A 21474-nucleotide genomic window follows, 5' to 3' on the forward strand; every position below is an offset into this window, starting at 1 on the left:
GGCCGTCCTGTGGTTCGATGCTCACTTGCCCTCCCGCAGGTGCGGCTGCAGCTTCATCCAGTTCTCGATGCGCAGCTGTTCCTCGCGGCCTTCCTTGACCGCCTGCGTCCACTCGGCCCGGCGCACCTTGTCCACCCGGTACGACGACGGCATCGCACCCGGCGCGACGACCGGTACCTTGCCTTCGGCCCGGCGCTGCTCCAGCATCTTGCGGCCGTTGGGGCCGAGCGGCTGGGCCATCACCTTCTCGCGCATCTTGAGGATGGCGTCGATCAGCATCTCGGGCCGCGGCGGGCAGCCGGGCAGGTAGACGTCGACCGGGACGATGTGGTCCACGCCCTGCACGATCGCGTAGTTGTTGAACATGCCGCCGGACGAGGCGCACACGCCCATCGAGATCACCGAGCGGGGCTCGGGCATCTGGTCGTAGATCTGCCGGACGACGGGCGCCATCTTCTGGCTCACCCGGCCCGCCACGATCATCAGGTCGGCCTGCCGGGGCGAGGCCCGGAAGACCTCCATGCCCCAGCGACCGAGGTCGTAGTGCGGACCGCCGGCGGCCATCATCTCGATGGCACAGCAGGCCAGTCCGAAGGTGGCACCCCAGAACGAGGACTTGCGGGCCCAGTTCGACAACTTCTCGACGGAGGTCAGCAGGATGCCGGCCGGTAGTTTCTCTTCGATTCCCATGGCTGTGTCTCCTGTTAAGACCAGTTGCCGCGGATCAGTCCCAGTTGAGGCCGCCACGCCGCCACACGTAGGTGTAGGCGATGAAGACCGTGACGATGAACAGGACCATCTCGACGAAGCCGAACAGGCCGAGCGCGTTGAAGGACACGGCCCACGGATAGAGGAAGATGGTCTCGATGTCGAAGATGATGAAGAGCATCGCGGTCAGGTAGAACTTCACCGGGAACCGGCCGCCGCCCACCGGTGTCGGCGCCGGTTCGATACCGCACTCGTACGCGTCGAGCTTGGCCCGGTTGTAGCGATGTGGACCGACGATCGGCGCGATCGACACCGAGAACAACGCGAAGAGCGCGCCGAGGACAAGTAACCCGACGATCGGGACGTATGGGTTGACCGACATCTCAGGACTCCTACTGCGACTATGAGCCGTATAACACTATTCGTCCGATTTGTTCTTGGTCGAGCGGGGGTGCGTCAGACGGCGGGGGCCACCTTCGTCAGGCCGTTGATCACCCGGTCCATCGCGTCACCGCCACGCGGGTCGGTGAGGTTGGCCAGCAGTTTCAGAACGAACCGCATCAACGTCGGATGCGGCATCCCGTGCTTCGTCGCGAGCCGCATGATCTGCGGGTTGCCGATGAGCTTCACGAACACTCCGCCGAGTCGGTAGTAGCCACCGAACCGCAGACTAAGCTCCGACGGGTACGCCCGCAGCGCACGCTCGCGGTCGGCACCCTCGGGCCGGGCCAGCGCCTGCACGGCCACCTCGGCCGCGAGCTCGCCCGACTCCATGGCGTACGCGATGCCCTCGCCGTTCATCGGGTTCACCATGCCGCCGGAGTCGCCGACCAGCATGAGACCGCGCGTGTAGTGCGGCACCCGGTTGAAGCCCATCGGCAGCGCGGCGCCGAGGATCGGCCCGTCCGCGTTGGTCTCGTCGCGGAAACCCCAGTCGGCGGGCGTGCCGGCCAGCCAGTCGGTGAGCATCGACCGGTAGTTGGTCTTGCCGAAGGCGCTGGACGAGTTGAGGATGCCGAGGCCCACGTTCACCCGGCCGTCGCCCATGCCGAAGATCCAGCCGTAGCCGGGAAGCAGGCGGCTCGGGTCCTCGGAGCTGCGAAGCTCCAGCCAGGACTCGAGGTAGTCGTCGTCGGCGCGCACGGGCGAGGTGTAGTAGCGCCGGACGGCCACGCCCAGCGGGCGGTCGTCGCGCTTGGCCAGGCCCATCGCCAGCGGGAGCTTGCCCGAGACGCCGTCGGCGGCGATCACCAGCGGGGCCCGGAACTGCACGGGCTCCTTGCCGGGACCGACCTTGGCCTCGACGCCGATGGCGTGACCGTCGTCGTCGAGCACGGGGCCGGTGACGTTCACGTTCGTCCGCAGCAGCGCACCGGCCTCGACCGCGCGCTTGGCCAGCATGTCGTCGAAGTCCAGCCGGGTACGGACGAGACCGTAGTCGGGGAAGCTGGCCAGGTCGGGCCAGTCGAGCTCGAGCCGGACGCCGCCGCCGATCACGCGCAGGCCACGGTTGTGCAGCCAGCCGGCCTTCTCGGAGGTGTCGACGCCCATCCGGACCAGTTGCCGGACAGCGCGCGGGGTGAGGCCGTCACCGCACACTTTTTCGCGCGGGAACTCGGTTTTCTCGAGAAGCAGAACGCGCAAGCCATGACGCGCCATGTGATAAGCGGCCGCGGACCCGCCCGGACCCGCTCCGACGACGATCACATCCGCTTCGTCGGCGACCGGACCGGATAGTACCTCGTTGCGCACACCACACCTCCGTCTCGCAGCGGCTCGTGAAACAGTTCACAAGCGCGCCCAAGTCGGAGTCTAAGACGGCCATCGAAGGTCGTTCGGGTAAGGGAACCCTAACTGTTTCGCGCCGGTGAATTGACGGACGGTGCCTCCGAGGTGATCTCGGACTCGCCGTCGGAGTCCAGGAACTGGCGGAAGGTGCCGCCGGTCGCCTTCTCCAGAGCGGAGATCAACTGCTCGACGAGATCTTGTGCCAGCTCAGGATCTTGAGCGGCCACCATCCGGATGCGGGCGGCCAGCTCCATGCCACGACGCTCGCCGGCGTCACGGTCGTCGATCGCAATGTCGATGTCGGTGTCCTCGAGGTGCCCGAAAGTGGTCATTCTCCGAGGAAAACAGGAACTCGCCGTAGATGGGCGGAAACGTGCGACTTGTCCCCTTTAGAGACGCGTGGCTCGATGCAATGCCACGACGCCGCCCGTCAGGTTGCGCCAGCCGACGCGGTCCCACGAACCCGACTCGGCGATCCGGCCGGCCAGGGCCTCCTGGTCGGGCCAGGCACGGATCGATTCGGCGAGATAGACGTACGCGTCGGGGTTGCTCGACACACTGCGGGCGACCGCGGGCAACGACCGCATGAGGTACTGCAGATAGACAGTGCGGAAGGCGCCGTTGGTCGGGTGGCTGAACTCGCACACCACCAAGCGGCCACCGGGACGTGTCACCCGGCCGAGCTCACGCAGCGCAGCCCCCGTGTCGACCACGTTGCGTAGCGCGAAGGAGATCGTGACCGCGTCGAACGTCCCGTCCGGGAAGGGCAGCCGCAGCGCGTCGCCGGCCACCAGCGGCACGACCGGCCGGGCCTGGCGCCCCACACGCAGCATGCCGACGGACAAATCGGCCCCGACCGCGAACGCGCCCGACCGGCTCAGTTCCTCGGTCGAGACGCCGGTGCCGGCGCCCACGTCCAGCACCCGCTCCCCCGGCCGCAGCCCCAGCGCCGCCCGCGTCGCCCGCCGCCAGCCACGGTCCTGCCCGAAGGAGAGCACCGTGTTGGTCAGGTCGTACCGCTTGGCCACGCCGTCGAACATCTCGGCGACCTCATGCGGCTGCTTGTCCAGATCTGCGCGCGTCACGCGGACAACTGTGCCACCCCGGAAAACAGATCGGGCGGGATGGTCACCCATCCCGCCCGGTTCCTTGTGCGTTATATATACGACCGCCATCGGTCGGGTCCGCAACCAACACCGAGAAGATTGATTCCCGGTAGAAGTCTCAGGTCTTACGAGGGCAACGTAACCAGCGGGGAAAGCTCGGAACAGAGGTTCACGTCGCTCGTTACGAAGTGGCAATCCGCCCTCCCCGGTTCGCCGAGGGGCACCTGACCGAACGGTCAACGGCGACCCCCCGAACAGGGCGTTCTCGATATCGGCCTGTGACTTTCTTTACCGTTACGAGACCCCGACGACCGGAAGCTGCTGACGGCCGGCGCCGCCGCCGGGCATCGCGATCGAGGAGAAGTGGGACACCACCCGCTCGTCGGTCGGGTCGTCCTCGGGCGTGTAGTGCACGGCCAGATGCTTGTAGAGGGTGTCGCGCTGGGCCGGGATGCGGTCGGCCGTACGGATCATCCAGATCAGCTCGTGCAGGTTGGACCGGTGCCGGGCGCCGGCCGAGGAGATCACGTTCTCCTCCAGCATGATCGAGCCCAGGTCGTCGACGCCGAGGTGCAGCGAGAGCTGGCCGACATCCTTGCCGGTGGTCAGCCACGAGGCCTGCAGGTGGGACACGTTGTCGAAGAACAGCCGCGACATCGCCAGGAAGCGCAGGTACTCCATCGTCGTGGCCTGCGTACGGCCCTTTAGGTGGTTGTTCTCCGGCTGGTAGGTCCAGGGGATGAAGGCCCGGAACCCCCCGACCGCCTGGCCACTCTCGACGGCGTCGTCGCGGTAGCCATTCGCCACCGCGAGGTCCTGCACGTCGCGGATCATCCGGATGTGCTCGATGCGCTCCTCGTGGGTCTCGCCGGTGCCCATCATCATGGTCGCGGTCGACGAGAGGCCGTTGCGGTGCGCGACCGCCATCACCTCGAGCCAGCGGGCGCCGCTCTCCTTCAGCGGGGCGATGGCCTGGCGGGGACGGTCGGGCAGCATCTCGGCGCCCGCGCCGGCGATCGAGTCGAGCCCGGCCGCCTTGATCCGCAGGATGGCCTCCTCGATCGAGACGCCGGAGACCTTGGCCATGTGCAGGATCTCGCTGGGGCCGATCGAGTGGATCGCGAGCTGCGGGAACGCCTGCTTGACGGAGGAGAAGAGGTTCTCGTAGTACTCCACGCCGAAGTCGGGGTGGTGGCCGCCCTGGAGCATCACCTGGGTGGCGCCGAGGTCGACCGCCTCACCGCATCGGTTGAGGATCTCCTCCATCGGGTGCGACCAGCCCTCCTTGTGCTTCGGAGCACGGAAGAAGGCGCAGAACTTGCACGCGGTGACGCACACGTTCGTGTAGTTGATGTTGCGGTCGATCAGGTACGTGACGATGCCGTCCGGGTGGCGGCGGCGGCGCACCGTGTCGGCGGCCTCGCCCAGCGCGTGGAACGGAGCGTCCGTGTAGAGCAGCAGCGCTTCCTCGGGCGTGATCCGCCCGCCGTCGGCCGCGCGCTGCAGAATGCTGTCGATCTCCCGGTTCGCCGTCACGTACCGAAGAGTACGTCCGCCGGGGGTGAACCGTCAGCGGCCTACCTCTCAGATGGGTCGTTACTCTCGATGGCGGTCTTCGGTGGGGGTGGGTGTGCTCGTCGTACACGGTGGTTGGGCAGGCGGGCAGCTGATGCTCTGGGGCGAGGACCCGGGCCGGCCGCTGATCACCTCGTCGCGGGCGCAGGAACGCGCTCACCCGTTCGCCACCGACGATCTGCCGGACATCTCCGGCGGGTCCGTGACGACGGCGATCCTCCATCTGCCCAGCACCGCCCGCGGGCCCGTACCGTCGCCCGAGACCGGCCTCGAGGCGGCCGGCCGCGGAATCAAGCTCGTCCCCTGGCGGGTGCCGGTGCTCCTGATCCCCGGGGCCGAGGCGATGGCGGCCCTCGGCGGGCTGGCCGAGCCGCCCGATGACTGGCTGGCCGGCTCCGATCTGCGCTATCTCTGCGTCCTGGCCGGCTACGCCTGCGACCTGGCCCGGCGGGGCCGGATGCTGCCGCAGCTGGTCACCGAGAACGGCGTGGCTACCGCCCGCTGGCGGCCGGTGCTCACCGGCGCCGACGCGGCCGTCTACCGGGATTTCGCCGAGGGGATGCCCCCGTCGGTGCGCGCGGCCGGCGACGGCGTGACGGTGACGCTGCGCAACGCACTCGATCACCTTGTCGACGCGGCCGCACGCTCCGTGATGCCCGAGCGGATCCTGCACGGGCATCGGGCCGGCCCCAAGGCGCCCCTGCCCGACCGGTGGATCGCCGCCCTGACCGCCGACGACCCCACCCTGCCCGGCGCCCGCCCGGCCGAGGAACGTGAGCTCCGCTCGGCCCTCGACGACTGGCTGCGCGCCGCCCACGAGGCGAACGGCCCGGTGCGGGTGAGCTTCCGGCTGTTCGAGCCCGAACCCGAGACCGACGAGTGGGGTCTCGAGTTCGCCCTGCAGTCGGCCGACGATCCCAGCCTCTACCTGCCGGCCGAGGAGGTCTGGGCCGGTGGCCGCTTCCCCGGCCTGCCCGCCCGGCCCGACGAGACGCTGCTGGCCGGGCTCGGCCGGGCCGTACGGCTCTTCCCGCCGCTCCACGAGGCCCTGCGCGACCAGGAGCCGGGCCGGATGGCGATCGACACCGCGGGGGCGCACGAGTTCCTGCGGAGCGCGGCACCGCTGCTCCAGGCGGCCGGCTTCGGCGTGCAGCTGCCGGCGTGGGCCGGGCGCAAGGCGGTCGGGCTCAAGCTGACCACCCGTACCCGCAAGCCGAAGGGCACCTCGACCCGGGCCGCCGCCGACTCCGGTTTCGGCCTCCAGGAGCTGGTCGACTTCCGGCTCGACCTGGTGATCGGCGACGGCGTGGTCACCGCCGAGGAGCTGGCCGAGCTGGCCCGGCTCAAGGTTCCGCTGGTGCGGGTGCGCGGGCAGTGGGTGGAGCTCGACGACCGCCAGCTGAAGGCCGCGCTCAGGGCCGTCACCTCCAGGCGTGCGGGCGAGCTGACCGCGGGCGAGGTCCTGCAGCAGGTGGTGGACGGCGGCGAGGAGGATCTGCCGCTGGTCGAGGTGGACGCCGACGGGATGCTCGGCGACCTGCTGTCGGGCCAGGCGGCCGACCGGATGGAACCCGTGCCCACTCCCGCCTCCTTCCAGGGCGCATTGCGGCCCTACCAGGAGCGCGGTCTCTCCTGGCTGCACTTTCTCACCCGGCTCGGGCTGGGCGGCATCCTGGCCGACGACATGGGTCTCGGCAAAACGGCCCAGACCCTCTCCCTCCTGCTGGCCGAGCGGGCAATCGGACCGGCAAACCCGACAATTCTCATTTGTCCAATGTCCTTGGTCAGCAACTGGCAGAAGGAAGCTGCCCGATTCGCGCCATCGCTCCGCGTTTACGTCCATCATGGCGGTACGCGCGTCCGCGGCGACGAGTTTGCCGACACAGTGGACAATTCAGACTTGGTCATCACCACCTACGGCACCGCGACCCGCGATCTGGAGACGCTGAAGAAGGTCGACTGGGGTCGCGTGGTCTGCGACGAGGCCCAAGCGATCAAGAACAGCGGAACCCGGCAGTCCCAGGCCGTACGAGCCGTGCCGGCCCGCACCCGTCTCGCGCTGACCGGCACGCCGGTCGAGAATCACCTGGCCGAACTGTGGTCCATCATGGACTTCTGCAACCCCGGCATCCTCGGCCCGGCCAAGCGGTTCCGCCGCCGCTTCCAGGAACCGATCGAGATCCACCAGGACGAGGACGCGGCTGCCGCCCTCAAGCGCGCCACCGGCCCGTTCGTGCTGCGCCGCCTCAAGACCGACAAGACCATCATCTCCGACCTGCCCGAGAAGAACGAGATGAAGGTCTGGTGCACGCTCACCGCCGAACAGGCCACGCTCTATCAGGCCGTGGTCGAGGACATGCTGTCGGAGATCGAGGGCAGCGAGGGCATCCAGCGCCGCGGCAACGTGCTGGCCGCGATGACCAAGCTCAAGCAGGTCTGCAACCATCCGGCCCACCTGCTCAAGGACGGCTCCCGGCTGCCCGCCCGCTCGGGCAAGCTGGCCCGGCTCGAGGAACTCGCCCAAGAGATCATCGAGGACGGCGACAAGGCCCTGATCTTCACGCAGTACGCCGAGTGGGGCTCGCTGCTGCAGCCCTATCTGGCCGCCCATCTCGACCGACCGGTGCTGTGGCTCCATGGTGGACTGACGAAGGCCAAGCGCGACGATCTGGTCGAACGCTTCCAGAACGACGACGAGCCGATGCTCTTCCTGCTGTCCCTCAAGGCGGCGGGTACCGGCCTGAATCTGACCGCCGCCAACCACGTCGTCCACTTCGACCGGTGGTGGAACCCGGCGGTCGAGAACCAGGCGACCGACCGGGCTTTCCGCATTGGACAGTCGCGCAACGTGCAGGTCCGCAAGTTCATCTGCACCGGCACGCTGGAGGAGAAGATCGACGCGATGATAGAACGCAAGAAGGCGCTGGCCTCGTCGGTCGTCGGCACCGGCGAGGACTGGATCACCGACCTCAGCACCGATCAGCTGCGCGAACTGTTCGCGCTCGACCCGGCGGCGGTGAGGTGACGTGCCGACCGATCCGAAGGGACGATTCTTCGAGTCCGGCCGTCCGATCGAAGTGGACGGTGGACTGGCCGTACGGGCCAAGCGCGGCAAAATCGGCGAGCAGTGGTGGTCGCGCCGCTTCGTCGACGTGCTCGAGCAGGTCTGCGACGGCGGCCGCCTCGCGCGCGGGCGGGCCTACGCGCGCAAGGGGCAGGTCATGGACTTCGCCCTCACCGCCGGCCGGGTCACGGCCCGCGTACAGGGGTCGCGACCCCAGCCGTACGAGGTCAATGTCGCGATTTCCGCCTTCGACGAAGCACAGTGGACGGATTTGACGGATGCGCTCGGCGCGCAGGCGCTCTATCGCGCGGCGCTGCTCGCGGGCGAGATGCCGCACGAGATCGTGGAGCTGTTCGCGTCCCATGACGCGCCGCTCTTCCCCGACCGGCTCGACATCAGTTGCAACTGTCCTGATTGGGGAGTGCCGTGCAAGCACGGCTCGGCCGTGCTCTACGTGCTGGCCGAGGCCTTCGACGACGATCCGTTCCTGGTCCTGGCGTGGCGCGGGCGCGCGCGTGAAGACTTGCTGGACGCGTTGCGGGGCACGCCGGAACCGGCGCCCACCGTCGACCCGCTCGCCGTCGACGAGTCCCCGTTGGACGCCCGGCTCGGCGACTTCTACGCGCCCGCGATCAGCCTGGGACGGCTGCGTGAGCGGCCGTCCCGGGTCACCGCGCCGCCCGAACTGCTGTTACGCGCGCTGGACGCGCCGCCGGTGAAGGTCCGCCACATCCCGCTGGTGGACCTGCTGCGGCCCGCGTACCGCGACCTCCACGATGGACCTGACGCTACGACGTGAGGATGGCGTCCAGGGCCGCGACGTCGTCCGCCGCCAGTTCCCACGCCCCCGCGGCGGCGTTGGCCTGGACCTGCTCGGCGCTGGTGGCCCCCGCGATCACGCTGGTCACGGCGGGACGGGAGGCGAGGCCGGCGATCGCGACGTCGAGCAGGCTGTGGCCGCGCTCCGCGCCGAACGACGTCAGCGCCTCGATCCTGTCCCAGTCGGCGCCGTCGAGGAAGCGCTGGTAGCGGTCCAGGGAGAGGCGGGTGCCGGCGGCCGGCTTCTCACCACGCCGGTACTTGCCGCTGAGCAGCCCGGAGTCGAGCGGGAAGAACGGCAGAAGGCCGAGGCCGTAGTGCTCGCAGGCCGGGACGACCTCGGTCTCGACGTCGCGCTGGAGCAGGCTGTACCGGTTCTGCGCGCTGATGAACGGGGTCAGGCCGGCGGCGCGGGCGGTCCAGTCGGCGTCGGCGATCTGATAGCCGGCGAAGTTGGAGTTGCCCAGATAGCGCACCTTGCCCGAGCGGACCAGGTCGTCCAGGGCGGAGAGGGTCTCGTCGATCGGAGTCCGCGGATCCGGCTCGTGGATCTGGTAGAGATCGATGTAGTCGGTCTCGAGCCGGCGCAGCGAGGCCTCGACGGCCCGCACGATGTACCGGCGGGAGCCGCGGGCGCCGAAGTCGTTGCCGTTGAGGCCTTCCATGTTCATGCCGAACTTGGTGGCCAGCACCACCTCGTCGCGGCGGCCCTTGAGCGCGGCGCCGAGACACTCCTCGGAGGCGCCGTGCGGGGTGCCGTAGATGTCGGCGGTGTCGAACAGCGTGATGCCGGCGTCGAGGGCGGCGTCGACGACCTCGCGGGTGCCGTCGGCGTCCAGCTTGCGGCCGAAGTTGTTGCAGCCGATGCCGACGACGGAGACGACCAGGCCCGAGGTGCCCAGCCGGCGGTAACTCATCTCACTCATGAACACGACCCTATGCCCGTTCGTACCGTCGTTTGCCCGGGACGGCGTCATATCGCTGTTCGTCTATTGACACGGGTTGTTAACAAATCTGACGCTCGGGTCTCCCCCGAACGGAAGGTGTCCCCGTGCGAAAAGTCCTGGGCCTTCTGGCCGCCGCGGTCCTCGCCGCGCCCCTCGTGTCCCCACCGGCGGCGTCGGCCGTCGGCCCCTCGCTGCTCCCCGTCACCGTCACCAACAACACCGGACGCGGCGACGCGGTCTACCTCTACGTCATCGGCGTACAGCTGTCCTCCGGGCGGCTCGGCTATGTGAACCAGTCCGGCGCTTTCACCCCGTGGACCGGCGGGGCGCTTCCACCCGTCGCTGCTCCGGACGTGTCCATTCCTGGCGCGGGGAACGGCGGCAGCTCGACCATCCAGTTCCCGCGCGGCTTCTCCGGGCGGGTCTACTTCTCGCTCGGCGCGAAGCTGAAGTTCTTCCTCACCCCGGACGGGCTCGTGCAACCGGCGCCGTGGGCGGGCGGCGACGCCAACCGGGACATCCTCTTCGACTGGAGCGAGTTCACCTACAACGACGCGGGGCTGTGGCTCAACAGCTCACAGGTGGACATGTTCGCCGTGCCGCACGCGGTGACGGTCACCGGCGCCTCCGGGGCCACCAAGCGGACCGGCGACCTGGTGGCGAACGGCCGCGACGCGGTCATCAACACCATTCGCGGTACGTCGGGATGGGCGAACACGGTCTACAGCCGCTCCGACGGGACCGTGCTGCGGGTGCTCGCGCCCGGCAAGGCGGCCGGGGCGGGCCTGCTCAGCGCCAACTACCTCGACTCGTACATCGCCTCGGCCTGGAATGCCTACACCTCCAGGACGCTGACCGTGGTGCCGTTCGGCGACCAGCCCAACACGCGCTACTTCGGGCGCACCTCGGGCAACACCATGGTCTTCACGAACTCGTCGGGCGCTCAGGTGGCGTCCTTCAACCGGCCGTCCTCGGCCAGCGTCTGGGGCTGTGACGGCGACCTGCCGGCACCGAACGACCAGGTGGTGGGCCCGATCTCGCGGACCCTGTGCGCGGCGCTGAACCGGGGCACGCTCGGCACCATCGACACCCAGCCGAGCACGAACGCGGCCGACTTCTACCGCAACAACCCGACCAACGTGTACGCCAAGGTGATCCACGCCAACATGGCCGACGGCAAGGCCTACGCGTTCGCCTTCGACGACGTCGGTGCCTTCGAATCGCTGGTCCACGACGGCGACCCGCGCTCGGCCGGCCTCATCCTGACGCCGTTCAGCGGCGGCGGCACGACGCCACCGCCCGCGGGCAGCGGGCTTCCGCTGATCAGCGCCCTGAACAACAAGTGCGTCGACGTGCCCAGCTCGAACTTCGCCGACGGCGCGCCGCTGCAGATGTGGGGTTGCAACGGCACGAACGCCCAGAAATGGACGTTCACCGGCGGCGCCCTGAAGAGCCAGAACAACAAGTGCATGGACGTCGCGGCGGCGGGCACGGCCAACGGCACACCCATTCAGCTGTACGCCTGCAATGGCACCGGAGCGCAGCAGTTCGTCCTCTCGGCCGCCGGCGACCTGGTCAACCCACAGGCCAACCGGTGCGTCGACATCAAGGACGTCAACGCGGCCGACGGCGCCCGCCTCCAGCTGTGGGACTGCGCGGGCACCGCGAACCAGAAATGGCGGACTTCCTAGGGCCGCCAGAGGCCGAGCTGACGGGACAGCGCCACCAGTTCCCCGGTGCTGTCCCAGAGGTAGGCGTCCTCCTCGACGAGGCCCGGCGCGATGTGCCGGGCCTCGATCCGGGCCTGTACCCAGCCCGGCGCCGGCTGCTTGCGGACGTGCACGGTGAGTTCGAGCGTCGGCACGGTCACCGGCCCCACCAGCTCACCCAGCGCGGGCGGGAACGCGTCGACGAAGAAGGGCAGCGCGGCCAGATCGGGCTCGCGCCCGTCGGCGAAACGGATCCACCCGTCGACCCGCGCCTCGCCCGGGCCCTCGCCGCCCACCCAGCGCGAGGCCGGCAGTACGCGGTAGTCGAAGCGCTCGGCGATCGTCGCGCCGATGGCCGACGCCAGCTCGGACGGCGTCGATCGGCACTCGTCCGGCGACGGGATGGCCGGCGCGGGAATCGGGTGCTCGACCGGAGCGTCCTGCAGGGCCGGGTCACCGTAGGTGGCGACGACCCGTACCCGCTCCTTGCCGTCCTGGTTCAGCGCGACCGCGATCGTGCTGGTCAGCCGGCCCCGCTTGACCGTTTCCACGGCAAGCTCGGCCGGTCCGTCCTGGCCCGGCCGCACGTAGTGCGCGGTCGCGGTGATCAGCCGCTGCTCGGGCACGACCTGCCCCGCCGCGGCCAGCGCCACGGCGAACAGGTAGCCCCCGTTGGGCACGCCGCTCGCGATCGACCAGTCGTCGGTGAGCGTCGCCGACCACCGCTCGTCAGCGCCGCTCACCGCGGTGTCGACGTCGAAGTGGTAGCCCATGCGATCACGCCTCTCAGATGGTGGTGACGATGCGGCGGCGGCGGAAGAAGTACGCGACGGCGCCGCCCGCGAGGAGCAGCAGGGCACCGCCCAGCGCGACCCAGCCCGTGGGAGCGCCGGTGACCGGCAGGCTCGGGCCGTCGTCGCCACCGCCCTGACCGCCGCCGGTGAGCTTCAGCGTGAGGGCCGCCGTGTTGTTCTTCGCGTTGCCGTCCTGCGGCCCGCCGTCGACAGTCACCGAACCGGCCGTGACCTTCTCCTCGGTGATGACGCCGGTGAAGGTGAAGAGCGCTTGCTGGCCCTTTTCGACGCTGTCGGGCAGGCAGGTGTAGACGCGGCCGCTGATGTGGCTGTCCCCCTCGATGCCGTCGGGGCCCGCCGGTATGCCGTCGCCCGGGAAACAGGCCTCGTCGACCTCGGTCAGCTTCAGCCCGGTCGGCACGGTGACCCGGATGGTCTGGTACCACTCGACCGCGGCCGGCACGATGCTGGTCGGGCCGAGGTTGCGGAGGCCGACCTTGACGGTCGTCGTGTCGCCGATCGCGCCGGTGAAGGCGCCGCCGACCGCCGCGCTGTCCGCCGCCGACTTACCGGCCTCGACACCGAAGACGGCGATGTTGTCGTCCTCGTTCAGGTCGTCGGGCACCTGGCTGTCGTCGGGGACGCCGACGGCCGCCTTGCGCCGCGCCTCCAGCGTGAGCACCGGGCCGGTCCCGGCGGTGAGAGCCCCGGCCACCGACCCCTTCACACCGACGGCCGAGACGGCGGCGCTGTACGTGTACGGGCCGCCCGCGTCCGTCCGCAGCTTGATCTTCACCGGGGTGGCCGACGGCACGGTGAAGGTCGTGCCCGGGGTGAACTTCTGCTGGAAGAAGCAGAGAACGCCGGGGATCTTCTCGCCCTCGACCTCGGTGACGCAGTTGCGGTAGCTGGTCAGCGCCTCCAGGCCGGGCTGGGCGACCAGGGTCAGGCCGATCGCGTCGACGGTCTCGCTGCCGGCGTTGCGGACGACGATCGGCACGTCCGCGGCCTGGCCGCGGTTGAGCTTCAGATCGTCGATCGGGTCGACTTCGAGGTCGACGCCGCCGGTCGAGCGCACGACGGTGACGGTGCTGCTGAAGCCGCCGGTGGACGCCGTGAAGTGGGAGACGAGCTTGTCGCCGGTCGGCTTCAGCGTGATGGCGAGGCTGCCCCGCTTGCCGGCTTTCAGGTCGATCTTGCAGCTCGTGGCGTCGCATCCGGCCGGCAGGGTGAGGCCGAGGCTCGGGTCGACGTCGGTGAACGAGATGACGGTGCCCTTCGCGTCACCCCGGCCCGCGTTGTACAGCTCAGCCTTGATCGTCTTGGTCTTGCCCTGGATCACCGACACCTGCTCGGGCAGGTAGAGGTCGACGAACGACTCGTCGTCGGACGGCGCGGCCTGGGCCGGCGCGGCGAGCCCGCCGAGGGCCGCGGCGGCGAGAGCGGCCGGGACGGCCAGAGAGCGGAGGCGCATGGATCACCGGTTCCTGGGTGCCAACTGAGAGCCCCGGGAGCCTAGAGCCTCCGCTCGCAGAAGATCAAACCTCGGCGAACACCGGGCCGTCGGCCGGAAGCGGCGGTACTTCGCCCCGGGCGGCCGCACGGCGGGCGAACTCCCGCATTCCGGCGATCTGCCGCTCGCCCAGCGAGAAGTCCAGGACCCGGAAGTACGTCGCCAGGGTCTCGGCGTCGAACGGCTCCCACCGGGCGGCCGCGGCGGCCACCTCGTCGAGCTCGCCCAGGCTCAGGTCGCGCGAGCGCTGGAAGGCTTCGTGCACGTCCTTGACCACGCCCGGGTTGGCGGCGGCGAAGTCTTTGCGAACCGCCCAGACCGCGAACACCATGGGCAGCCCGGTCCACTTCTTCCACGCCTCGCCGAGATCGGTGACCTCGAGCCCGAGGCGCGGCCCCTCGTACATCGCGCGCAGCGCCGGGTCACCGATGAGCACGCCGGCGTCGGCCTCGATGAGCATCTGGGTGAGCTCGGGCGGGCACCGGAAGTACTCCGGCTCGGCGCCGTACTGCTCGGCGAGCAGCATCTGGGCCAGCAGCACGCCGGTGCGCGAGGTGGAACCGAGCGCCACCGGCCGCCCGTCGAGCTCGGCCAGCGGCCGGGTGGAGATCAGGTTGACCGAGAGCACCGGCCCGTCACTGCCGACCGCGAGGTTGGGCAGCAGCACCAGCTCGTCGGCGTGCCGCAGGTACTCGACCAGGGTGATCGGCCCGATGTCGAGGTCGCCGGCGACCAGGCTGGCGCTGAGCCGCTCGGGCGTGTCCTTGTGCAGATCGACGTCGAGCAGGGCGCCGGACCGCATCAGACCCCAGTAGATGGGCAGGCAGTTGAGGAACTGGATGTGCCCGACCCGGGGCCGACCGGCGCTGTCGCTCATGCCCCGACGCTATCTCTCACCAAGTGGGAATCGCCCGCGGCCGGTCCCGATGGTGGTTCATATCGCAGGACCCCCAGCGCGGCCAGCGCGGCGAGCAACCCGGCGACGCCGGCCGCGCCGACCAGCACCCGCACGTCGACCAGGCCGACCAGCGGACCGGCCACGAGCAGGTCCACCATGCCGGCGCCCTGGATCGGGGCGCTCATCGCGGCGAACGCCCGCCCCCGGGCGGCCGACGGCGTGCTGATCGTGGCCGTCAGCGACCGAAGCTCATCGGCCGTCAGCAGCAGCTCGAGGCTTGTCATGCCGCCCGCGTCGCGCCACGGCTCCGGCTCGCCCGGCTGCCGCTCCACCCACTCGCGGGCGCGGCGCACGTCGCGCTGGAGGAAGACGTCGACCAGCGCCAGGGCGGCCGAGAGGGCGGCCGGATCGGCGCCCTCGGTATCGATGCGCAGCCCGGTGCCGGTGCTGCGCCACACCCGTTCACGGCCGTCGCCCCGGCTCGGCGCCTGCTCGACCAGCTTGTACTTCGCGAGCTCACGCAGGTGGTAGCTGGTGGCGCTGGGCGAGAGGCCGACCAGTTCGGCATCTTCGGTCGCGGTGATCGCCGCGCCGGTGTTGTTCAGGTATTCCATGATTCCGATGCGGGCCGGACGGGCCGGCGCGTGCATGACCTGGGGTCGGAGATCCGCCTGCTCTGCCCGTCCGTCATGGCCGCCATTATTCGGTGGAGTGGCCGCACGGTTGCGCGTAGCGTGGAGGGCCGCTCGACGGCCGTGGTGAGCATGCACCGCAGCGGACGTCCCCCCGCGCCGGCGTCAGACCAGCCGGATACGCGAGCAGCCAGGAAACAACCTGCCTGAGGATGAAGCGTGCCCGCATTCGACCTGGACACCGAACTAGCAGCCGAGAGAGACCACCTGAGCCGGTCGCGCGCCGCGCTGGGCCGGATGCGAGGACGCGCCGAGGCGCTCTTCTCGACCGGCGACAAGGTGGCCGGCGACGCCTACACCGCCGAGCAGCTCGGCCGGCACATGGCCCGCCGGGTCAAAGAGCTCGCCGACGACCCCTCGACGCCGCTGTTCTTCGGCCGGCTCGACATCGACGAATCGGCGTACCACGTGGGCCGGCGGCACGTCACCGACGACGCCGGCGAACCGATGGTGCTCGACTGGCGGGCCCCGCTGTCCCGCTCGTTCTACCGGGCCAGCGTGCGCGATCCCCAGGGGGTGAGCGTCCGCCGCCGGTTCGGTTTCGTCAAAGGCGAGCTCACCAGCTTCGAGGACGAACACCTCGACCGCGGCGAGGAGCTGGGCACCGCCAGCCGCATCCTGACCGCCGAGATCGAACGGCCGCGCGTCGGCCCGATGCGCGACATCGTGGCGACCATCCAGCCCGAGCAGGACGAGCTGGTCCGCGCCGAGCTGGCCGACTCGATCTGCGTCCAGGGCGCGCCCGGCACCGGTAAGACCGCCGTCGGCCTGCACCGGGCGGCCTTCCTGCTCTATCTGCACCGCGAGCGGCTGCGGCGCTCGGGGGTGCTCATCGTCGGGCCGAACACGGCCTTCCTGTCGTACATCTCAGCCGTCCTGCCCGCCCTGGGCGAGGTGGAAGTGCACCAATCCACGGTGGACGAGCTGGTCGCGCGGGTGCCGGTGCGCGCGGTCGACAGCCCGGCCGCCGCGCTGGTCAAGAACGACGTCCGCCTGGCCGAGGTGCTGCGCGTGGTCCTGTGGGGCCGGCTGACCAAGCCGACCGATCCGATCATGGTCTCGGACGGCTCGTACCGCTGGCGGATCGATGCCGAACCGCTGCGCCGGATCGTCGACGAGGCCCGGCGCGAGGGCCTGCCGTACGCGGTGGGCCGCGACCGGGTCCGGGCCCGGGTGGTGGGCCTGCTGCAGCGGCAGTCGGAATACCGCACCGGCAACTCGCCGAGCGAGGGCTGGCTCCGCCGGATGAGCAAGGTCGCCCCGGTCACCGAGTTCCTGGACAAAGCCTGGCCCGCGGTCACCCCCGAGTCGCTGGTGGCCGAGGTGCTGACCGATCCGTTCGTGGCCGGCGATCTGCTCACCGCCGAGGAGCAGGAGGCGATCCGCTGGGCGAAACCGCCGCGCACGGTCAAGGCGGCGAAGTTCACCGCGGCCGACCTGGTGCTGATCGACGAGGCGGCCGGGCTGTTGGAGCGCGAGACCAGCTTCGGCCACGTGGTCATCGACGAGGCGCAGGACCTCTCGCCCATGCAGGCGCGGGCGATCGCCCGGCGCAGCGAGCACGGCTCCATCACGGTGCTCGGCGACCTGGCCCAGGGCACCGCGCCGTGGGCCGCCGCCGAGTGGTCGGAAACCCTCGCCCACCTGGGCAAGCCTGAGGCGGCGGTCGTGCCCCTGACCGTCGGTTTCCGGGTGCCGGCGGCGGTGGTGGAGCTGGCCAACCGCCTGCTGCCGGCGCTGGGCGTGAACGTGCCCGACGCGGTCTCCCTGCGCCGCGACGGCGACCTGGTCATCGTGCCGGTCGCCGACCCGTCCGACCTGGACGCCGAGACGCTGGCCGAGGTCACGGCGGCGCTCACCCACGAGGGCTCGGTCGCGGTGATCGCGGCCGACGCCGCCGTGGAACGGCTGCGCGGTCATCTCACGGCCGCGGGCCTCGAGCACGCGACGCCCGACGATGTCGACTCCGAGGCGCGGGTCACGGTGGTGCCGGCCACTGTCGTCAAGGGCTTGGAGTACGACCATGTGGTCGTCCACGAGCCGGCCGACATCGTGGCGGCCGAGCCGAAGGGCCTGAACCGGCTCTATGTGGTGCTCACCCGGGCCGTCTCCCGGTTGTCGGTCGTGCACGCGAAGCCGCTTCCGGGCCCGCTGGCCTGAGCCAACCCGCGCTCGTCGGCTGGACGGCCACCCTTGCGGGGTCCGCCACCTGGTCCGATCGGCGCGACGAGGGTCGGCGTTTCAGCTAGAACATTGACACTTAAGGCTGTGTTTAGACACGCGGTGTGATGATGCGGCGATGACCGCATCGACGCCCGGGACGCCCAGCTGGGTCGATCTCGGAACCGCCGATCTCGCTGACGCGGAGAGGTTCTACTCCGAGCTGTTCGGGTGGACCGCTGAGGTGTCCGGCGACTACATCACCTTTCTCCGCAACGGGCGGCCGGTGGCCGGCGCCGGTCCGCTGTACGGCGTGGGGCAGCCCACGGCGTGGAGCACCTATGTCGGCACCGACGACGCCGACGCCGTGTCGGCTCGGGTGGCGGCGGCCGGCGGCAAGGTGCTCGTGCCCCCGTTCGACGTGGCCGACCAGGGGCGGATGGCCGCCTTCCTCGATCCGGCCGGGGCGCCGTTCAGCGTCTGGCAGCCCTGGGCGATGCGCGGCGCGGAACTGTTCGACGTGCCCGGCGCGCTCACCTGGAACGAGTTGAACACCCGTGACCTGGACGGCTCGATGGCTTTCTACCAGGCGGTGTTCGGCTGGCAGTACCGCAACGGCGTGATGGACGGCGTGCCGTACATCGTGGCCAAGGTCCAGGAGACGCCGGTCTGCGGCATCCAGCCCATGCTGCCCGAGATGTGGCCCGACGACATGGGTCCGCATTGGATGGTCTACTTCGCGGTCCACGACTGCGACACGGCCGCCGAACACACGCTGGCCCTCGGCGGCCACGTCCTGCACGCCCCGAGAAGCCTTTCGATCGGCCGGTACGCCGTACTCAGCGACCCCCAGGGCGGCATGTTCGCGGTGCTCGCCGGCAATCGTTAGCCGGCTACCCCTCGGACCGGCACGACCAGTGGGCCGTGTTCGCCCTCGATGACGCGTACCCGTACGCGGTAATGCTTGGCCAAGTTCTCCTCGGTCAGCACCTCGCGCGCTGTCCCGGCCGCCGCCACCCGGCCCGCGGCCAGCAGCACCATCCGGTCGGCGTATTCGCCGGCGGTAGTGAGGTCGTGCATCGTGGCCAGCACGGTGAGGGCACGCTCGGCCCGCAGCCGGTCGACCAGCTCCAGCACCTCCTGCTGGTGGCCGATGTCGAGCGCGCTGGTCGGCTCGTCCAGCAGCAGGATGCCGGCGCCCTGGGCGAGCGCGCGGGCCAGGAACGCCCGCTGCCGCTCGCCGCCCGACAGGGTGTCGAGCCGCCGGCCGGCGAAGCGGGTCAGGTCGAGCTCGTCCAGGACCTGCTCGACCACCGTCAGATCGTTAGCCGACTCACGGCCCAGGGGTGCGACATAGGGCGTACGGCCGAGCAGCACGTAATCGAAGACGCGCATGCCCGGCGGTACGACCGGTGACTGGGCGACCGTGGCGATGGTCTTCGCACGCTCCCGGCGGTGCAACCGGTCGAGCGGACTGCCGTCGAGTTCGACCGTTCCCTCGAACGGCAGCAGGCCGCCGATCGCGCGCAACGCCGTCGACTTGCCGGCCCCGTTGGGGCCGATCACGGTCACCCACTCGCCGCGCTCGACGTCGAGGTCGACCCCGAGCACGATCGGCGTGCCGTCGAGGCTCACCCGCAGGCCCTCGACGCGGACCGCGGTCACGCGGCGGCCGCCTGCCGGCTGGTGCGCAGCACGACGATGAAGAAGGGCGCTCCGAAGAAGGCGGTCACCACCCCGATCGGAATCTCGGCCTGGCCACCGGCGGTGCGGGCCAGCAGGTCGGCCAGGGCCAGGAAGGCACCGCCGAACAGCACCGACAGCGGCAGGATCGAGCGGTAGCTCGGGCCGGCGAGCAGCCGCATCGTGTGCGGGACGATGATGCCGACGAACCCGATCAGGCCGGAGACCGAGACCGCGGCCGCGGTGCCGAGCGAGGCGGCGACGATCAGCAGGTAGCGGGAGCGCTGCGGGTGCAGGCCCAGCGCGCTCGCCTCTTCGTCACCGACCGTCAGCACATCGAGCTCACGCCGCTGCGACAGGACGATCGCGCCGGTCACCACCGCGTAGGGCAGCATCACCAGCACGTCGTGCCAGCCGGCGGTGGCGAGCCGGCCCAGCAGCCAGGAGTAGACCTCACGCAACGTCTCGACGTGCTGCTGCATCAGATAGGTCTGCCCGGCGGCCAGGAACGACGACACCGCCACGCCGGAGAGGATCAATGTGGACGGCGTCCGGTCGCGGCCACCGGAGGCACCCAGCAGCCAGGTCAGGGCCACGGCCAGCAGCGCGCCGGCGAAGGCGGCCACCGGCACACCGAACGGCAGGTTGGCGGTGGCGTCGCCGCCCGTCGTCCCGGCCCGCAGCGAGATCACGGCGGTGACGCCGAGCCCGGCCCCGGCCGCGACGCCGAGCAGGTGTGGATCGGCCAGCGTGTTGCGGAACACCCCCTGGTAGGCGGCGCCGGCCAACGCCAGCATCGCCCCCACGAGCAGGCCGAGCACGACCCGGGGCAGGCGGAGCTCGGTGAGGATGATGACCTCACGCTCGGTGAGGCCGCTGTGGACCCGTACACCGGGAATGAGATTGAGAAGTTCCAGGGCCACGCCGGCCGGCGGGAGCGGGACCGACCCGAAGGCCAGCCCCGCGATCAGCGCCACCAGCACGGCGGCCACGCCGCCGATGAGCCAGGCCGGCCGGAGACCGGCCGGCCGGACCCGAACCGTCACGCGGGGACCTTGGCCACCGCGTCGGCGACGGAGCGCACGAGGTCGACGGTGCGAGGGCCCCAGCGCGAGGCGATGTCGTCGTCCAGGGCGACGATCTGGCCGCTCTTCACGGCGGCGATGGTGCTCCAGCCCGTACGCTTCGTGACCGACGCCGCCGACTGCTGGCAGCACTTGCTGTCGGCCAGGAAGATCATGTCCGGGTTGGCTTTGACGATCGCCTCCTGCGAGAGCTGGGGATATCCACCCTTGGCCCCGTCGGCGTCGGCCGGGTCGGCGATGTTCGTCATGCCGAACAGCGAGAAGACCTCGCCGATGAAGGTCTTCGACGTGACGGTGTAGAAGGTCGGGTCGAGCTCGTAGTAGTAGCTCAGCGGCGTCGTCCTCTTCGGGACGTCGGCGACGATCTTCTTGATGTCGTTCGCCATCTGAGTCGTCACCGCGCCGGCCTCGGAGCCGTGGCCGGTCAGCGCGCCGAGCTGCTCGATCTGCTGATAGGTCTCATCAAGGGTCTTCGCGGCCGGCGTCACGAAGACGGGGATCTTCAGCGTCCGCAGCTGGGATACGATCTTGTCGATGTCGTCGGAGAGGACGACCAGGTCGGGGTCCTTGGCGGCGATCGCCTCGGCGTTCGGCTTGAAGCCGGAGAGGTCCGTCTTGGGAGCCTCGGCCGGGTACGTCGACTGGTCGTCGACCGCGGTGACCTGCGGCCCGGCCCCGATGGCGAAGAGCATCTCGGTGGCGCTCGGCGTCAGCGAGACGATTTTCTCGGGGCGCGCGTCCAGCGTCAGATCGCCGACGGTCACCGGATAGGAGGCGGCGGCGCTGGGCGCGGTGGTCGTCGTCGCCGACGTGTCGCCGTCGTCGCCGCAACCACCGGCGAGCAGCAGGGCGGCAGCCGCCAGGGCGGCGGTGAGCATACGTTTCATGGATCCTCCAGTCGGCCGGGTTGAGCCCTCCCCCGGTCCTACCGGC

19 protein-coding genes are annotated in these 21474 nt (G+C 70.2%); 5 read left to right on the top strand and 14 right to left on the bottom strand.

All coding sequences use genetic code 11. From position 1 onward, the window contains the following. Positions 1–21: 21 nt before the first annotated feature. From AB0C26_RS43795 to mqnC, 6 genes are all read right to left on the bottom strand, one after another. On the bottom strand, positions 22–690 hold the full coding sequence (locus tag AB0C26_RS43795) for an NADH-quinone oxidoreductase subunit B family protein (protein ID WP_360260523.1): 669 nt from the start codon (positions 688–690) through the stop codon (positions 22–24). 34 nt (positions 691–724) lie between these two features. Continuing rightward, positions 725–1090, bottom strand: coding sequence for an NADH-quinone oxidoreductase subunit A (locus tag AB0C26_RS43800; RefSeq protein WP_360260525.1), 366 nt, complete (start codon positions 1088–1090; stop codon positions 725–727). A gap of 74 nt (positions 1091–1164) precedes the next feature. Beyond that, positions 1165–2460, bottom strand: coding sequence for a geranylgeranyl reductase family protein (locus tag AB0C26_RS43805; RefSeq protein ID WP_360260528.1), 1296 nt, complete (start codon positions 2458–2460; stop codon positions 1165–1167). A gap of 98 nt (positions 2461–2558) precedes the next feature. Beyond that, complete coding sequence (locus AB0C26_RS43810) at positions 2559–2828, bottom strand: hypothetical protein (protein ID WP_360260531.1); 270 nt, start codon at positions 2826–2828, stop codon at positions 2559–2561. A 57-nt stretch (positions 2829–2885) separates the two neighbouring features. Beyond that, the gene (locus AB0C26_RS43815) at positions 2886–3581 is read right to left on the bottom strand and encodes a demethylmenaquinone methyltransferase (RefSeq protein ID WP_360260534.1); all 696 of its coding nucleotides are present in this window, start codon (positions 3579–3581) and stop codon (positions 2886–2888) included. Positions 3582–3896: 315 nt separating this feature from the next. Further along, entirely contained in the window at positions 3897–5138 is a 1242-nt protein-coding gene (mqnC, locus tag AB0C26_RS43820) for a cyclic dehypoxanthinyl futalosine synthase (RefSeq protein WP_360260537.1), read from the bottom strand. Positions 5139–5232: 94 nt separating this feature from the next. Here mqnC and AB0C26_RS43825 point away from each other — a divergent pair, with 94 nt between their 5' ends. Both AB0C26_RS43825 and AB0C26_RS43830 read left to right on the top strand, forming a co-directional pair. After that, positions 5233–8202, top strand: a complete 2970-nt coding sequence (locus tag AB0C26_RS43825) for an SNF2-related protein (protein ID WP_360260539.1) — start codon at positions 5233–5235, stop codon at positions 8200–8202. Between the two features lies 1 nt (position 8203). Continuing rightward, positions 8204–9040, top strand: a complete 837-nt coding sequence (locus AB0C26_RS43830) for an SWIM zinc finger family protein (protein ID WP_360260541.1) — start codon at positions 8204–8206, stop codon at positions 9038–9040. Here AB0C26_RS43830 and AB0C26_RS43835 read toward each other — a convergent pair. Further along, a complete protein-coding gene (locus AB0C26_RS43835) occupies positions 9030–9986 on the bottom strand; it encodes an aldo/keto reductase (protein ID WP_360260543.1) in 957 nt (318 codons plus the stop codon). The genes AB0C26_RS43830 and AB0C26_RS43835 overlap by 11 nt on opposite strands. A 125-nt stretch (positions 9987–10111) precedes the next feature. On the opposite strand from AB0C26_RS43835, the gene AB0C26_RS43840 reads away from it, so the two are divergent. Then, the gene (locus AB0C26_RS43840) at positions 10112–11698 is read left to right on the top strand and encodes a beta-1,3-glucanase family protein (RefSeq protein ID WP_360260546.1); all 1587 of its coding nucleotides are present in this window, start codon (positions 10112–10114) and stop codon (positions 11696–11698) included. Here AB0C26_RS43840 and AB0C26_RS43845 read toward each other — a convergent pair. From AB0C26_RS43845 to AB0C26_RS43860, 4 genes are all read right to left on the bottom strand, one after another. Beyond that, a complete protein-coding gene (locus AB0C26_RS43845; protein ID WP_360260548.1) occupies positions 11695–12489 on the bottom strand; it encodes a thioesterase family protein in 795 nt (264 codons plus the stop codon). The genes AB0C26_RS43840 and AB0C26_RS43845 overlap by 4 nt on opposite strands. Before the next feature lie 13 nt (positions 12490–12502). Beyond that, positions 12503–13984, bottom strand: coding sequence for an LPXTG cell wall anchor domain-containing protein (locus AB0C26_RS43850; RefSeq protein ID WP_360260551.1), 1482 nt, complete (start codon positions 13982–13984; stop codon positions 12503–12505). Positions 13985–14048: 64 nt separating this feature from the next. Next, entirely contained in the window at positions 14049–14900 is an 852-nt protein-coding gene (locus AB0C26_RS43855) for a menaquinone biosynthesis protein (protein WP_360260554.1), read from the bottom strand. Beyond that, positions 14897–15571, bottom strand: coding sequence for a winged helix-turn-helix domain-containing protein (locus AB0C26_RS43860; protein ID WP_360260556.1), 675 nt, complete (start codon positions 15569–15571; stop codon positions 14897–14899). The genes AB0C26_RS43855 and AB0C26_RS43860 overlap by 4 nt, the downstream gene beginning before the upstream one ends. A gap of 201 nt (positions 15572–15772) precedes the next feature. Here AB0C26_RS43860 and AB0C26_RS43865 point away from each other — a divergent pair, with 201 nt between their 5' ends. Further along, complete coding sequence (locus AB0C26_RS43865) at positions 15773–17773, top strand: AAA family ATPase (RefSeq protein ID WP_360260559.1); 2001 nt, start codon at positions 15773–15775, stop codon at positions 17771–17773. 139 nt (positions 17774–17912) lie between these two features. Continuing rightward, positions 17913–18662, top strand: a complete 750-nt coding sequence (locus tag AB0C26_RS43870; protein ID WP_360260562.1) for a VOC family protein — start codon at positions 17913–17915, stop codon at positions 18660–18662. Here the strand turns inward: AB0C26_RS43870 and AB0C26_RS43875 are convergent. From AB0C26_RS43875 to AB0C26_RS43885, 3 genes are read right to left on the bottom strand one after another with little or no spacing between them, the layout of a single operon-like run. Then, a complete protein-coding gene (locus tag AB0C26_RS43875; RefSeq protein ID WP_360260565.1) occupies positions 18659–19438 on the bottom strand; it encodes an ABC transporter ATP-binding protein in 780 nt (259 codons plus the stop codon). The genes AB0C26_RS43870 and AB0C26_RS43875 overlap by 4 nt on opposite strands. Continuing rightward, the gene (locus tag AB0C26_RS43880) at positions 19435–20502 is read right to left on the bottom strand and encodes an iron ABC transporter permease (protein ID WP_360260567.1); all 1068 of its coding nucleotides are present in this window, start codon (positions 20500–20502) and stop codon (positions 19435–19437) included. The genes AB0C26_RS43875 and AB0C26_RS43880 overlap by 4 nt, the downstream gene beginning before the upstream one ends. Beyond that, positions 20499–21428 (bottom strand): ABC transporter substrate-binding protein, encoded by a 930-nt coding sequence (locus AB0C26_RS43885; RefSeq protein ID WP_360260569.1) that lies wholly within the window; start codon positions 21426–21428, stop codon positions 20499–20501. The genes AB0C26_RS43880 and AB0C26_RS43885 overlap by 4 nt, the downstream gene beginning before the upstream one ends. Positions 21429–21474 lie beyond the last annotated feature (46 nt).

This window comes from Actinoplanes sp. NPDC048796 (assembly GCF_040650035.1).
In the GTDB taxonomy this organism is placed as follows: Bacteria; Actinomycetota; Actinomycetes; order Mycobacteriales; family Micromonosporaceae; genus Actinoplanes.